This window comes from Streptomyces sp. NBC_00984, assembly GCF_045162475.1.
Lineage (GTDB): Bacteria > Actinomycetota > Actinomycetes > Streptomycetales > Streptomycetaceae > Streptomyces.
Genome location: NZ_CP108734.1, coordinates 7,513,376 through 7,527,928, shown reverse-complemented (window position 1 = coordinate 7,527,928; position 14,553 = coordinate 7,513,376). Strand labels below are relative to the sequence as shown.

At 65.5% G+C, this 14,553-nt stretch carries 6 protein-coding genes and 3 rRNA genes; 3 read left to right on the top strand and 6 right to left on the bottom strand.

Going from position 1 to position 14,553, the window contains the following annotated elements:
* Positions 1–78: 78 nt before the first annotated feature.
* The 4 genes from OG520_RS33665 to OG520_RS33650 all read right to left on the bottom strand — a co-directional run bounded on the left by OG520_RS33665 (position 79) and on the right by OG520_RS33650 (position 5,974).
* Positions 79–687 carry a CDP-alcohol phosphatidyltransferase family protein gene (locus OG520_RS33665; protein ID WP_329200698.1) on the bottom strand — a complete coding sequence of 203 codons (609 nt, stop codon included), beginning with the start codon at positions 685–687 and terminating at the stop codon, positions 79–81.
* A 148-nt stretch (positions 688–835) separates the two neighbouring features.
* Positions 836–952 (bottom strand): 5S ribosomal RNA (gene rrf, locus OG520_RS33660).
* Between the two features lie 77 nt (positions 953–1,029).
* Positions 1,030–4,152 (bottom strand): 23S ribosomal RNA (locus OG520_RS33655).
* 296 nt (positions 4,153–4,448) lie between these two features.
* Positions 4,449–5,974: ribosomal RNA gene (locus OG520_RS33650) — 16S ribosomal RNA — on the bottom strand.
* The 16S, 23S and 5S rRNA genes sit together here, the layout of an rRNA operon.
* Positions 5,975–6,674: 700 nt before the next feature.
* On the opposite strand from OG520_RS33650, the gene OG520_RS33645 reads away from it, so the two are divergent.
* Positions 6,675–7,124: a PTS glucose transporter subunit IIA gene (locus tag OG520_RS33645; protein ID WP_399334931.1), complete on the top strand. Its 450-nt coding sequence runs from the start codon at positions 6,675–6,677 to the stop codon at positions 7,122–7,124.
* Positions 7,125–7,200: 76 nt separating this feature from the next.
* Positions 7,201–8,871, top strand: a complete 1,671-nt coding sequence (ptsP, locus tag OG520_RS33640; RefSeq protein WP_406015605.1) for a phosphoenolpyruvate--protein phosphotransferase — start codon at positions 7,201–7,203, stop codon at positions 8,869–8,871.
* A gap of 64 nt (positions 8,872–8,935) precedes the next feature.
* Here ptsP and OG520_RS33635 read toward each other — a convergent pair whose 3' ends face one another.
* Together OG520_RS33635 and OG520_RS33630 are read right to left on the bottom strand one after the other, a co-directional pair.
* The gene (locus OG520_RS33635) at positions 8,936–9,880 is read right to left on the bottom strand and encodes a hypothetical protein (protein ID WP_406015604.1); all 945 of its coding nucleotides are present in this window, start codon (positions 9,878–9,880) and stop codon (positions 8,936–8,938) included.
* A gap of 67 nt (positions 9,881–9,947) precedes the next feature.
* Entirely contained in the window at positions 9,948–11,924 is a 1,977-nt protein-coding gene (locus tag OG520_RS33630; protein ID WP_406015603.1) for an acetoacetate--CoA ligase, read from the bottom strand.
* Positions 11,925–12,157: 233 nt separating this feature from the next.
* Here OG520_RS33630 and OG520_RS33625 point away from each other — a divergent pair, with 233 nt between their 5' ends.
* Positions 12,158–14,509, top strand: coding sequence for a glycoside hydrolase family 31 protein (locus OG520_RS33625; RefSeq protein WP_406015602.1), 2,352 nt, complete (start codon positions 12,158–12,160; stop codon positions 14,507–14,509).
* The last annotated feature ends 44 nt before the right edge of the window (positions 14,510–14,553 follow it).

The following is a 14,553-nucleotide window of genomic DNA, read 5'->3' as shown; positions in this document are numbered from 1 at the left end:
GCCGACTTCGCCCGTCGGGGCACCATCCGGGTCATCAGAGGCGGGCCGGCCACACTGCGCGGCACCGCGTCAACGAGCTCAATCGGCTACTACATCCGCCTTGACGAGCCGGCGGACCTGAACCACGTAGAGGATCCCTGCCCACCAATAGAGCGTTGTACCCCAACCTGCGAACGCCCATCCGAAAATAGCGGCCAGCGATGCAAGCCAACCACTTCCATCGCTGAGCAGCAACAAGGGGAACGCGTACATCAGGTTGAACGTGGCCGCCTTCCCCAGGAAGTTCACCTGGGGCGGCGGATAGCCGTGACGCCTCAGGATTCCGACCATCACGAGGAGCATCAGCTCACGGGCAAGAAGTGCTGCGGTGAGCCAGAGCGGCAGGATCTCCCGCCAGGTCAGGCCGACGAGGGTCGAAAGGATGTAGAGGCGATCCGCGGCAGGGTCCAGGAGCCGGCCGAGGCTGCTGATCTGGTTCCACCGGCGGGCGAGCTTACCGTCGAGGTAGTCGCTGATGCCGCTGAACATCAACACCAGCAGGGCCCAGCCGTCGCTGTGGGGGCCGCCGAACACGGGGCGAAGAATCAGCCACAGGAAGAGCGGAACCCCTACAAGGCGAGCCATGCTGAGGATGTTGGGGATGGTGAGTACCCGGTCCGTCTGAACCCGAGTCTCCTGGACCTCCACCCGGGGGCCTCCTGTGAAGAACGTGCCAATGATGCCCCCTGACCTTACCCTCAGCCTCCGCGGTCGGTTGCACAGGGGTGACGGCAAGCATCTCGTAAACGCAGAAAAGCCCCGTGCCACAAGGGCACGGGGCTTTCCCGTAAAAGGAGTTCGGCGGCGTCCTACTCTCCCACAGGGTCCCCCCTGCAGTACCATCGGCGCTGAAAGGCTTAGCTTCCGGGTTCGGAATGTAACCGGGCGTTTCCCTAACGCAATGACCACCGAAACACTATGAAATTAACCAACACCGGAAAAACACGGCCGTTCGTTATTTCAGAACTAACACAGTGGACGCGAGCAACTGAGGACAAGCCCTCGGCCTATTAGTACCAGTCAGCTCCACCCGTTACCGGGCTTCCACATCTGGCCTATCAACCCAGTCGTCTACTGGGAGCCTTAGCCCTTCAAGAGGGTGGGAATACTCATCTCGAAGCAGGCTTCCCGCTTAGATGCTTTCAGCGGTTATCCTTTCCGAACGTAGCCAACCAGCCATGCCCTTGGCAGAACAACTGGCACACCAGAGGTTCGTCCGTCCCGGTCCTCTCGTACTAGGGACAGCCCTTCTCAATATTCCTACGCGCACAGCGGATAGGGACCGAACTGTCTCACGACGTTCTAAACCCAGCTCGCGTACCGCTTTAATGGGCGAACAGCCCAACCCTTGGGACCGACTCCAGCCCCAGGATGCGACGAGCCGACATCGAGGTGCCAAACCATCCCGTCGATATGGACTCTTGGGGAAGATCAGCCTGTTATCCCCGGGGTACCTTTTATCCGTTGAGCGACAGCGCTTCCACAAGCCACTGCCGGATCACTAGTCCCGACTTTCGTCCCTGCTCGACCCGTCGGTCTCACAGTCAAGCTCCCTTGTGCACTTACACTCAACACCTGATTGCCAACCAGGCTGAGGGAACCTTTGGGCGCCTCCGTTACTCTTTAGGAGGCAACCGCCCCAGTTAAACTACCCATCAGACACTGTCCCTGATCCGGATCACGGACCCAGGTTAGACATCCAGCACGACCAGAGTGGTATTTCAACGACGACTCCACAACCACTGGCGTGGCCGCTTCAAAGTCTCCCACCTATCCTACACAAGCCGAACCGAACACCAATATCAAACTGTAGTAAAGGTCCCGGGGTCTTTCCGTCCTGCTGCGCGAAACGAGCATCTTTACTCGTAGTGCAATTTCACCGGGCCTATGGTTGAGACAGTCGAGAAGTCGTTACGCCATTCGTGCAGGTCGGAACTTACCCGACAAGGAATTTCGCTACCTTAGGATGGTTATAGTTACCACCGCCGTTTACTGGCGCTTAAGTTCTCAGCTTCGCCGACCCGAAAGTCAGCTAACCGGTCCCCTTAACGTTCCAGCACCGGGCAGGCGTCAGTCCGTATACATCGCCTTACGGCTTCGCACGGACCTGTGTTTTTAGTAAACAGTCGCTTCTCGCTGGTCTCTGCGGCCACCCCCAGCTCATGGAGTAAATCCACTCACCAGTGATGGCCCCCCTTCTCCCGAAGTTACGGGGGCATTTTGCCGAGTTCCTTAACCATAGTTCACCCGAACGCCTCGGTATTCTCTACCTGACCACCTGAGTCGGTTTAGGGTACGGGCCGCCATGAAACTCGCTAGAGGCTTTTCTCGACAGCATAGGATCATCCACTTCACCACAATCGGCTCGGCATCAGGTCTCAGACTATATGCACGACGGATTTGCCTACCGTGCGTCCTACACCCTTACCCCGGGACAACCACCGCCCGGGCTGGACTACCTTCCTGCGTCACCCCATCGCTTACCTACTACAAGTCTGGTTCATCGGCTCCACCACTACCCTCAACTCCGAAGAGATCGGGCCGGCTTCACGGACTTAGCATCGCCTGATTCAGTATTGGGCGTTTCAAAGCGGGTACCGGAATATCAACCGGTTGTCCATCGACTACGCCTGTCGGCCTCGCCTTAGGTCCCGACTTACCCTGGGCAGATCAGCTTGACCCAGGAACCCTTAGTCAATCGGCGCACACGTTTCTCACGTGTGTATCGCTACTCATGCCTGCATTCTCACTCGTGAACCGTCCACAACTCGCTTCCGCGGCTGCTTCACCCGGCACACGACGCTCCCCTACCCATCCACACAGGCGTTGGCCCTTCATGTGTGAATGACACGACTTCGGCGGTACGCTTGAGCCCCGCTACATTGTCGGCGCGGAATCACTTGACCAGTGAGCTATTACGCACTCTTTCAAGGGTGGCTGCTTCTAAGCCAACCTCCTGGTTGTCTCTGCGACTCCACATCCTTTCCCACTTAGCGTACGCTTAGGGGCCTTAGTCGATGCTCTGGGCTGTTTCCCTCTCGACCATGGAGCTTATCCCCCACAGTCTCACTGCCGTGCTCTCACTTACCGGCATTCGGAGTTTGGCTAAGGTCAGTAACCCGGTAGGGCCCATCGCCTATCCAGTGCTCTACCTCCGGCAAGAAACACACGACGCTGCACCTAAATGCATTTCGGGGAGAACCAGCTATCACGGAGTTTGATTGGCCTTTCACCCCTAACCACAGGTCATCCCCCAGGTTTTCAACCCTGGTGGGTTCGGTCCTCCACGAAGTCTTACCTCCGCTTCAACCTGCCCATGGCTAGATCACTCCGCTTCGGGTCTTGAGCGTGCTACTGAAACGCCCTATTCGGACTCGCTTTCGCTACGGCTTCCCCACACGGGTTAACCTCGCAACACACCGCAAACTCGCAGGCTCATTCTTCAAAAGGCACGCAGTCACGACATGCAAGCAAGCTTGCATGCGACGCTCCCACGGCTTGTAGGCACACGGTTTCAGGTACTATTTCACTCCGCTCCCGCGGTACTTTTCACCATTCCCTCACGGTACTATCCGCTATCGGTCACCAGGGAATATTTAGGCTTAGCGGGTGGTCCCGCCAGATTCACACGGGATTTCTCGGGCCCCGTGCTACTTGGGTGTCTCTCAAACGAGCCGTCAATGTTTCAGCTACGGGGGTCTTACCCTCTACGCCGGACCTTTCGCATGTCCTTCGCCTACATCAACGGTTTCTGACTCGTCTCACGGCCGGCAGACCGCAAAAGAGAGATCCCACAACCCCGCATGCGCAACCCCTGCCGGGTATCACACACATACGGTTTGGCCTCATCCGGTTTCGCTCGCCACTACTCCCGGAATCACGGTTGTTTTCTCTTCCTGAGGGTACTGAGATGTTTCACTTCCCCTCGTTCCCTCCACACTGCCTATGTGTTCAGCAGCGGGTGACAGCCCATGACGACTGCCGGGTTTCCCCATTCGGACACCCCCGGATCAAAGCTCGGTTGACAGCTCCCCGGGGCCTATCGTGGCCTCCCACGTCCTTCATCGGTTCCTGGTGCCAAGGCATCCACCGTGCGCCCTTAAAAACTTGGCCACAGATGCTCGCGTCCACTGTGCAGTTCTCAAACAACGACCAGCCACCCATCACCCCGCTCCGAAGAACAGGTTCACTGGGGCCGGCAACTGAAGGCGACCATACGGCCGTACCCTCAGATACCCAACAACGTGCCCGACCCGACCTGCCATCCCCCACGTTCCACGCCGAAGCAGTACTAGTGAAAAACAACCTGTCGTGCCGAATAGTCAACGTTCCACCCATGAGCAACCACCGTCGAACATTTGCCGACGTAATGGCCTCTGGACTCCTTACGGAATCTAGATGCTCCTTAGAAAGGAGGTGATCCAGCCGCACCTTCCGGTACGGCTACCTTGTTACGACTTCGTCCCAATCGCCAGTCCCACCTTCGACAGCTCCCTCCCACAAGGGGTTGGGCCACCGGCTTCGGGTGTTACCGACTTTCGTGACGTGACGGGCGGTGTGTACAAGGCCCGGGAACGTATTCACCGCAGCAATGCTGATCTGCGATTACTAGCAACTCCGACTTCATGGGGTCGAGTTGCAGACCCCAATCCGAACTGAGACCGGCTTTTTGAGATTCGCTCCGCCTCGCGGCATCGCAGCTCATTGTACCGGCCATTGTAGCACGTGTGCAGCCCAAGACATAAGGGGCATGATGACTTGACGTCGTCCCCACCTTCCTCCGAGTTGACCCCGGCAGTCTCCTGTGAGTCCCCATCACCCCGAAGGGCATGCTGGCAACACAGAACAAGGGTTGCGCTCGTTGCGGGACTTAACCCAACATCTCACGACACGAGCTGACGACAGCCATGCACCACCTGTACACCGACCACAAGGGGGGCACCATCTCTGATGCTTTCCGGTGTATGTCAAGCCTTGGTAAGGTTCTTCGCGTTGCGTCGAATTAAGCCACATGCTCCGCTGCTTGTGCGGGCCCCCGTCAATTCCTTTGAGTTTTAGCCTTGCGGCCGTACTCCCCAGGCGGGGAACTTAATGCGTTAGCTGCGGCACCGACGACGTGGAATGTCGCCAACACCTAGTTCCCAACGTTTACGGCGTGGACTACCAGGGTATCTAATCCTGTTCGCTCCCCACGCTTTCGCTCCTCAGCGTCAGTAATGGCCCAGAGATCCGCCTTCGCCACCGGTGTTCCTCCTGATATCTGCGCATTTCACCGCTACACCAGGAATTCCGATCTCCCCTACCACACTCTAGCCTGCCCGTATCGACTGCAGACCCGGGGTTAAGCCCCGGGCTTTCACAACCGACGCAACAAGCCGCCTACGAGCTCTTTACGCCCAATAATTCCGGACAACGCTTGCGCCCTACGTATTACCGCGGCTGCTGGCACGTAGTTAGCCGGCGCTTCTTCTGCAGGTACCGTCACTCTCGCTTCTTCCCTGCTGAAAGAGGTTTACAACCCGAAGGCCGTCATCCCTCACGCGGCGTCGCTGCATCAGGCTTTCGCCCATTGTGCAATATTCCCCACTGCTGCCTCCCGTAGGAGTCTGGGCCGTGTCTCAGTCCCAGTGTGGCCGGTCGCCCTCTCAGGCCGGCTACCCGTCGTCGCCTTGGTAGGCCATCACCCCACCAACAAGCTGATAGGCCGCGGGCTCATCCTTCACCGCCGGAGCTTTCAACCCCGTCCCATGCGGGACAGAGTGTTATCCGGTATTAGACCCCGTTTCCAGGGCTTGTCCCAGAGTGAAGGGCAGATTGCCCACGTGTTACTCACCCGTTCGCCACTAATCCACCCCGAAGGGCTTCATCGTTCGACTTGCATGTGTTAAGCACGCCGCCAGCGTTCGTCCTGAGCCAGGATCAAACTCTCCGTGAATGTTTTCCCGTGATCGGGACAACACAACACGAGAGCGGAACGACCGGACGGAATAAGACCGGTCGTTCACAGCGTCCTCGCTGTGTAAATTGCCCACCGGGTCAGTGACCCCGCGGGACTTTCAAAGGAACCTCCAACCTGCCGAAGCAGGCCGGGGTATCAACATATCTGGCGTTGACTTTTGGCACGCTGTTGAGTTCTCAAGGAACGGACGCTTCCTTTGTACTCACCCTCTCGGGCTTTCCTTCGGGCTTTTCCCTTCGGTCTTGCGTTTCCGACTCTATCAGACTCTTTCGTGTCCGATTCCCGGTCGAAGCGGGCCCCCTGCGGAGCAGGAGAGTTTTTGCTGCTTTCCAGTTCTTCGCTTTCGCGCTTCCCTTTCCGGCGAGTCCGACTCTATCAGTCCTTTTCGCTTTCCCTGACCAGTCCCTGCAGGCATGCAGGTGCCGTGTCCGGGTTAGAGTCAGGGCTTAAAAGTCGCCGCCGACCCCCGACTTAAAGTCGCGTTGGGGTCAGGCAGGAGTACGACAGTACAGCCCGCCGGGAGTCGAGGCAAATCGTTTCCGGTGCGCCTCTAAGGCCGCGAACCGCCAGGACTCGGGCAGAACCGGGACTTCTTATGACTTACGCTGCTGAACAGCACGCCGTCGCCCGCAGGCTGTGACGGCGCCAATCAAGCTCCACCCCTGGGAGGCTCCCCATGACCACTGTGACGTCCCCTCTTGCCGGACGTGCCATCGGGCTCGTTGCGGTACCGGACCCGGTCTTCTCCGGCGCGATGGTGGGTCCCGGAACCGCCATCGATCCCGTGCGCGAACCGTCCGAGGCCGTATCGCCGGTCGACGGCATCATCGTCTCCCTGCACCCGCACGCGTTCGTCGTGGTGGACGAGCACGGGCACGGAGTGCTCACACACCTCGGCATCGACACCGTCCAGCTCAATGGCGAGGGTTTCGAGCTGCTCGTGAACAAGGGGGACAGGGTCACGCGCGGTCAGGGCATCGTGCGCTGGGACCCCGCGGGCGTCGAGGCGGCCGGCAAGTCGCCCGTCTGCCCGGTCGTGGCGCTGGAAGCCACCGCCGAATCCCTCTCCGATGTCCGCGAGGACGGCGACGTGAAGGTCGGCGACACCTTGTTCGGTTGGCAGTGACGAGCTCGGCACGATGACAGCCGACTGGATATCCACCGCGGGGGCTCGGACCGCCGCACGACCGGAGACGGGTGAAATGGAGACAACGCTGCGAGGCGTCGGTGTGAGCCATGGAGTGGCGATCGGCGAGGTGCGTCATATGGGTACGGCGGTGCTCGAACCACCGGCCAAGCAGATTGCCGCCGAGGAGGCCGAGCGCGAACAGGGGCGCGCTCAGCAGGCCGTGGAGGCTGTGGCTGCCGATCTGATCGCGCGCGGCAATCTGGCCGGTGGCGAGGCTCAGCACGTGCTCGAGGCCCAGGCCATGATGGCGCAGGACCCCGAGCTGATGGCGGACGTGGAACGACGCATCGCCGTCGGCAGCACCGCCGAGCGCGGCGTCTACGACGCGTTCGCCTCCTACCGGGCGCTGCTCGCCAACGCCGGGGAGTACCTGGCGGGGCGCGTTGCCGACCTCGATGACGTGCGCAACCGGATCGTGGCCCGGCTGCTCGGTGTGCCGATGCCCGGTGTGCCGGACAGCGACGAGCCCTATGTGCTGATCGCGCGGGACCTGGCTCCTGCGGACACGGCGCTGCTCGACCCGGCTCTGGTGCTCGGCTTCGTGACCGAGGAGGGCGGCCCGACCAGCCACAGTGCGATTCTCGCCCGAGCACTCGGGGTGCCTGCCGTGGTGGCGCTCCCCGGTGCCGGGGAGCTCGCCGAGGGCACGGTCGTCGCCGTGGACGGCAGCACCGGTGAGATCTTCGTCGAGCCGAGCGCCGAGAAGCGTGCGGAGATGGAGAGTGCCGCTGCGGCGCGCAAGGCCGCGTTGTCGGCCTCGTCCGGGCCGGGTGCGACCTCCGACGGTCACAAGGTCCCGCTGCTGGCCAACGTCGGCGGGCCCGGCGATGTACCGGCGGCGGTCGAGGCCGGCGCGGAGGGCGTGGGGCTGTTCCGTACCGAGTTCCTGTTCCTGGACGACAGCAAGCAGGCGCCGTCCGAGGAGAAGCAGGTCGCGGCGTACCGGGCGGTGCTGGAGGCGTTCCCCGAGGGGCGTGTCGTCGTACGGGTGCTGGATGCCGGGGCCGACAAGCCGCTGGACTTTCTGACCCCGGCCGACGAGCCGAACCCGGCGCTGGGTGTGCGCGGACTGCGGAGTCTGCTGGATCACCCGGACGTGCTGCGTACCCAGCTGACCGCGCTGTCGAAGGCGGCCCAGGGGCTGCCTGTCCACCTTGAGGTCATGGCGCCGATGGTGGCGGACCGTGCGGATGCGAAGGCCTTCGCCGACGCCTGCCGTGAGGCCGGTCTGCAGGCGAAGTTCGGTGCGATGGTGGAGATTCCGTCCGCCGCGCTGCGGGCGCGTTCGATCCTGCGGGAGGTGGAGTTCCTTTCGCTGGGCACCAATGACCTCGCGCAGTACACCTTCGCCGCCGACCGTCAGGTCGGAGCGGTCTCGCGGTTGCAGGATCCGTGGCAGCCCGCGCTGCTCGATCTGGTGGCGCTGTCGGCGGAGGCGGCCGCGGCCGAGGGCAAGAGCTGTGGTGTCTGTGGTGAAGCCGCCTCCGATCCGCTGCTGGCCTGTGTCCTGATGGGGCTGGGTGTGACGTCGCTGTCGATGGGTGCCGCGTCCATTCCTTATGTCCGCGCCACGCTGGCGAAGTACACGCTCGCGCAGTGCGAGCGCGCCGCTTCCGCCGCTCGTGCGGCGGACTCCGCCGAGGAGGCGCGGGTCGCGGCTCAGATGGTGCTGTCGGGCGAGTAGGTCGCGCGGCGTTCTGTGGTCAAGGGGCTCCCCGCCGATGAGGGCGGGGAGCCCCTTCGGCCTGTCAGTGGTGCGATTCCGGTTCGTCCGCGCCGAGGTCGAAGCCTGCGCAGTACTCCACGTGCGACTCCGGGGCCACCGGTTCGCCGGTGTCGGCGTCGGTGCAATAGGCGCTGAAGACCTCACCGGCGCTGAGCGGGAGCAGATTGCCGCGGGTCAACCGCCAGCCGTGCACCCGGTCCTGGGCGCCGGAGCTGCTCGTACGGAGCACGACTCCGGCGGGCCTCTCCAGGGCGATGGCCACGGCGAGCACCGTGACGAACTCTGCCCCTTCCCCGGATTCGAGTCGGGCGGGCCCCGTGGTGTCGCGCTCGGTGTGCAGGACGGCGAGCAGGTGCTCGTCGTCGGTGGGAGTGCTGCAGACCAGGTGGTGGCTGCCGGGGCCTGCCGTCTCCAGGATGCGGAGCAGGAGGTGCGAGGCCCGGTCGAAGGCGGCGTGGCCGATGTCCTGGCCGCACTCCGCGCATTCACCGACGCCGGCCAGGAGCATCGTGGCGTACTCCCAGGTGGCCCGGCGGACGGCCCGGCTGACCAGGAGCGGGATCAGGGTGTCGATGGGTTGTCCGGTGTACGCGACGGTGGCGCCGGCCGATGCGACTTCGGCGGTGAAGCGGCTGCGGCTGGCCGGGTCGTCGGGGACGAGCCCCGATTCTGCGCAGAACTCCGCGTACTCCTCGGGGTCGAAGAGAGCGACCGTGGCGTGCATGCCCTGTGCGGAGAGGGTCTTCAGCAGGCCTTCGACCTGCTGGAGATAGACGGTGTGGTCGTCGAAGGGGAAGGTGCGGTAGCGCCGCATCGCCGCGAAGTCCTGCTCGTCGGCGAGGAGACCGATGGTGCTGGGTGCTTCGCGGCGCAGCGTGCGTCGCATGGATGCGCCGGACCGGCTGTACCCGGCCGTCCTGCCGTACTTACCGTTCCCGCTGTTCCCACTGTTCCTGATGTGCGCCATGACTCCCCCAGTGCGCTGTCGAACATTGCTCACTCAGAGTAACCAGAGGCACTGACAATGCGGACGGTCAGTGACGCTTGCGGGCGAGGTCCTCGTAGAAGTGGAGGAGTTCGAGGTTGTCGATCGAGCCGGGATTGACCGCCTTGGCCAGGGCCGTGCCCTGCAGGAGACGTTTGACCGGGACCTCGATGCGCTTGCCGGTGAGGGTGTGCGGGATGCCGGGGACTTCGATCACCTCGTCCGGGACATGACGCGGGGAGAGGTTCTCCCGGATGGTCCGCTTGATGCTGTCGCGCAGTTCGTCGTCGAGCCGGGCGCCTTCGGCGAGGTGGACGAAGAGTGGCATCCAGTAGCCGCCGTCGGGCTCTTCGAGGCCGATGACGAGGGATTCGCGGATTTCGGGGAGCCGCTCGACGGCCTCGTAGATGTCGGCGGAACCCATCCGTACGCCCTGGCGGTTGAGGGTGGAGTCGGAGCGGCCGTGGATGATCACCGAGCCGTGTTCGGTGATCGTGATCCAGTCGCCGTGGCGCCAGACGCCGGGGTACATGTCGAAGTAGCTGTCGTGGTAACGACTGCCGTCGGGGTCGTTCCAGAAGCGGGTGGGCATGGAGGGCATGGGCGCGGTCACGACGAGTTCGCCGACCTCGCCGATGAGCGGTCTGCCCGCGGGGTCCCAGGACCGGAGGTCCGTGCCGAGGCACGCGGCCTGGAGTTCGCCGATGTGTACGGGCAGGGTGGGGACCGCGCCGGCGAAGCAGCTGCAGACGTCCGTGCCGCCGCTCACGGAGGCGATCCACAGTTCGTCGTCCACCTCGTCGTGGAGCCAGCGGAAGCCGTCGGGCGGGAGCGGGGATCCGGTGGTGGCGACGCACTGGACGCGGGAGAGGTCGAAGTCGCGGCCCGGGTGGACGCCGGCCTTGCGGCAGGCCATGACGTAGGCGGCCGAGGTACCGAAGAGGGTGGCTCCGGTCTGTTCGGCGACGCGCCACTGGGCGCTGACGTCCGGGTAGCCGGGGCTTCCGTCGTACAGCACGAGGGTGGTTCCGGTGAGAAGGCCGGAGACGAGGAAGTTCCACATCATCCAGCCGGTGGAGGTGTACCAGAAGAAGCGGTCGTCGGGGCCGAGATCGCAGTGCAGGCCGATCTGCTTGAAGTGCTCCAGCAGGATGCCGCCCTGGGACTGGACGATCGCCTTGGGGAGCCCGGTGGTGCCGGAGGAGTAGAGGACCCACAGCGGGTGGTCGAAGGGGACCTGCTCGAAGACGGGCTCGGTGTCCGCGGATGTGAGGGCGGACCATTCGAGGGCGCCCTCGGGGGCCTCGGTGCCCAGCAGCGGGATGTGGACAACGGCGCGCAGGGTGGGGAGTTCGCGGCGCAACTCGGCGACCGTGTCGGCCCGGTGGTGTTCCTTGCCGCCGTAGCGGTAGCCGTCGACGGCGAAGAGGACGACGGGTTCGACCTGCTGGAAGCGGTCGAGGACGCTGCGGGCGCCGAAGTCCGGGGCGCAGGACGTCCAGACACCGCCCACGGCCGCGGTGGCGAGGAAGGCGACGACGGCCTGGGGGATGTTGGGGAGGTAGCCGCTGACGCGGTCGCCCGGTGCGACGCCGAGGGCGCGGAGTTCGGCGGCGAGCGAGCCGACCCGGCGGCGGAGTTCGGACCAGGAGACGGGTACCTGGGTGTGGGTCTCGTCGACGTGGAGCAGGGCGGGGGCGTCCGCGCGCAGGGGGTCCTCGGCGGTACGCAGCGCGTGTTCGGCGTAGTTGAGGGTGGCGCCGGGGAACCACTGGGCGCCGGGCATGGCGCGGTCGGCGAGGACCGTCTCGTACGGGGTGGAGAACCGTACGTCGAACCAGTCGGCGACGGCCTGCCAGAAGGTGTCGAGCTCATCCACGGACCACTGGTGCAGAGCCGCGTAGCCGCCCTCGGCCGGTGCTCCGTAGCGCTGGGACGCCCAGCTCTGGAAGCGGGTGACGGCGGCGGCCGCGATGCGGTCGGGGCCGGGCTGCCAGAGGGGGGCTTCGTCGGCTGCGGCGGTCATGGGGCGGCTCCCTGGCTGTACGGGTACGCAGGATGGGCGTGGGTCGCGCACACGTGCTGGGGTGTGCGCGTGAGGCGGCTTTTACGGACGATGCCATGTGATCGTCTTTCGCACCAGGGTTCCCCGCCCATGGTCGCGTGTCCGGACATGTGGTCCGGCCACTGGTCCGGTCGCGGGTGAACGGAAGTTGAACGGAGCCCGCAGCCGCCCCGTCGGATGGCAGGGTGAGCCGCATGGACGGTCGTGACCTGGTGCGCTCGGTGAAGATGGTCGGTTCGGTGCGGGGGCTGCGCGCGGTGCGCTCCTCCTGGCGGCGCCGGAGTGCGGATGCGCGGGCGCTGCCGCCGGGTGGTGCGGAGCGGGCGCGGGTGCCCGGTCCCGTGGTGGGGGCGGAGCCGGAGCCGGGCGGGGGCGTGGTGCGGTTCGCCCGTTCGGAGTTGCGGGTGCGGGTGGCGGTGGGCGGTGCGGTGTTCTGGGGCTGGGACGGGGCGGAGCCGTTGCCGTCGTACGCGCTGCCCGGTGCGGCGCCGGAGCCGGATCCGCGGGCGGTGCTGGAGCCGGACAAGGACGGCGGCTGGCAGGTGGTCTCGGAGCGGCTGACCGTCGCGGTGTCGCGGCACGGGGCCGTGGAACTGCGTACTCCTGGCGGGGTGGTGCTCCGGCGCGAGCTGCCGCCGCGCTGGTGGGAGCCGGTGGCGGGTGGTGATGCCCGGTGGGTGCAGCGTTCCGAGGTGCCGGCGGATGCGCGGTTCTTCGGGCTCGGGGGCCGGGCGTCGGGGCCGCGGCTGCGGGACGGTGTGTACGAGCTGTGGAACACCGACCCTGGTGGGCGTTTCGGGCCCGATGACGATCCGCTGTATCTGACGATGCCGGTGCAGCTCGTGGTCTGTGACGCGGGGACGCATCTGGTGTTCCACGACAACACCTGGGCGGGGCGGGTGACTCTGCGCGAGGGTGAGGAGGGTGCGGGCTCCGGCCATGACCGGCCGGGGATGTGCGAGGTGCGGATGGATGGGGGGCCGTTGCGCTGCTGGGTGGTGGCGGGTACGCCGGCCCGGGTGCTGCAGGGCTGGACGGCTCTCACGGGTGCCCCGGCGCTGCCGCCGTCCTGGGCGCTGGGTCCGCAGCACGCCCGGTGGGGGTTCGGAAGCGAGCGGGAGGTGCGGCGGATCGTTGCCGGCTACCGGGAGCGGGGGCTGCCCCTGTCCGTACTGCATCTGGACATCGACCACTACGACGCGCACCGGGTGTTCACCGTCGATCACGGGCGTTTTCCCGATCTGCCGGGCCTGGCGGAGGAGTTGCGGGAGGACGGCGTGCGGCTGGTGTCGATCGTCGATCCCGCGGTGAAGGCGGAGCCGGGGAACGCGGTGTTCGACGCGGGGGCGGCGGTCGGGGGTGGCGGGGCGTTCGTCCGGGACGCGCGGGGGCGGGTGGTGCGCGGGGAGGTGTGGCCGGGTGAGTGCGTGTTTCCGGACTTCACCGATCCGCGGGTGCGGGAGTGGTGGGGCGGTCTGTACGAGGAGCGGCTGGCGCAGGGGTTCTCCGGTGTGTGGCACGACATGAACGAGCCGGTGTCGTTCGCGGCGTTCGGGGATCCGACGCTGCCGCGGTCGGCGCGGCACTCCCTGGAGGGCCGCGGGGGTGATCACCGCGAGGCCCACAATGTGTACGCGCACGCGATGGCGCGTGCCGGGTACGAGGGGCTGCGCCGGCTGCGGCCCCAGGAGCGTCCGTTCCTGTTCTCGCGTTCCGGCTGGGCGGGGATGCAGCGCTACGGGGGCACCTGGTCCGGTGATGTGGCGACCGGCTGGCCGGGGCTGCGGGCCTCGTTGGCGCTGGTGCTGGGGCTGGGGCTGTGCGGGGTGCCGTACTCGGGGCCCGATGTGGGCGGGTTCGACGGGTCGCCGTCGCCGGAGCTTTATCTGCGGTGGTTCCAGCTGGGTGCGTATCTGCCGTTGTTCCGTACCCATGCGGCGATCGACGCGGGGCGGCGCGAGCCGTGGGAATTCGGGCCGCAGGTCCTTGAGCACGCGCGGGCCGCGCTGGAGGAGCGGGAGCGGCTGCACCCGTACTTCGTGACGCTGTCGCGGCTGGCCGAGCTGACCGGCGCCCCGTATGCGCGGCCGCTGTGGTGGCGTGCACCCGCGGACCGGGGGTTGCGGGAGTGCGAGGACGCGTTCCTGCTGGGTGACGCTCTGCTGGTGGCTCCGGTGCTGGAGCGCGGCGCGGATCGCCGGGCGGTGCGGTTGCCGCGGGGACGTTGGTACGACACGGCGACCGGTGAGGTGTACGAGGGGCCGGGTCAGGTGTTGCTCGATGCGCCGTTGTCGCGGGTGCCGGTGCTGGCGCGGGCGGGTTCGGTGCTGCCGGTGCGGGGTGCGGACGGTGGGGTGGAGCTGGAGGTGTGGGCTCCGGCGGCGGGGCGCAGCGGGAGCGGGCTGGTGGTCCGGGACGCGGGGGACGGCTGGGAGCGGGCGGAGGTCGAGCGGTACGCGTCGCGGTGGGTGGACGGGCGGGTCCTGGTCGAACGGGAGGGTGAGGAGGGGCCGGTGGGGTACCCGGTGCGGGTGCGGGGCTTGTAGGGCGGTTCGTGGTGTGCGGCGGGGCGCTCGGCGGTGACCGATCG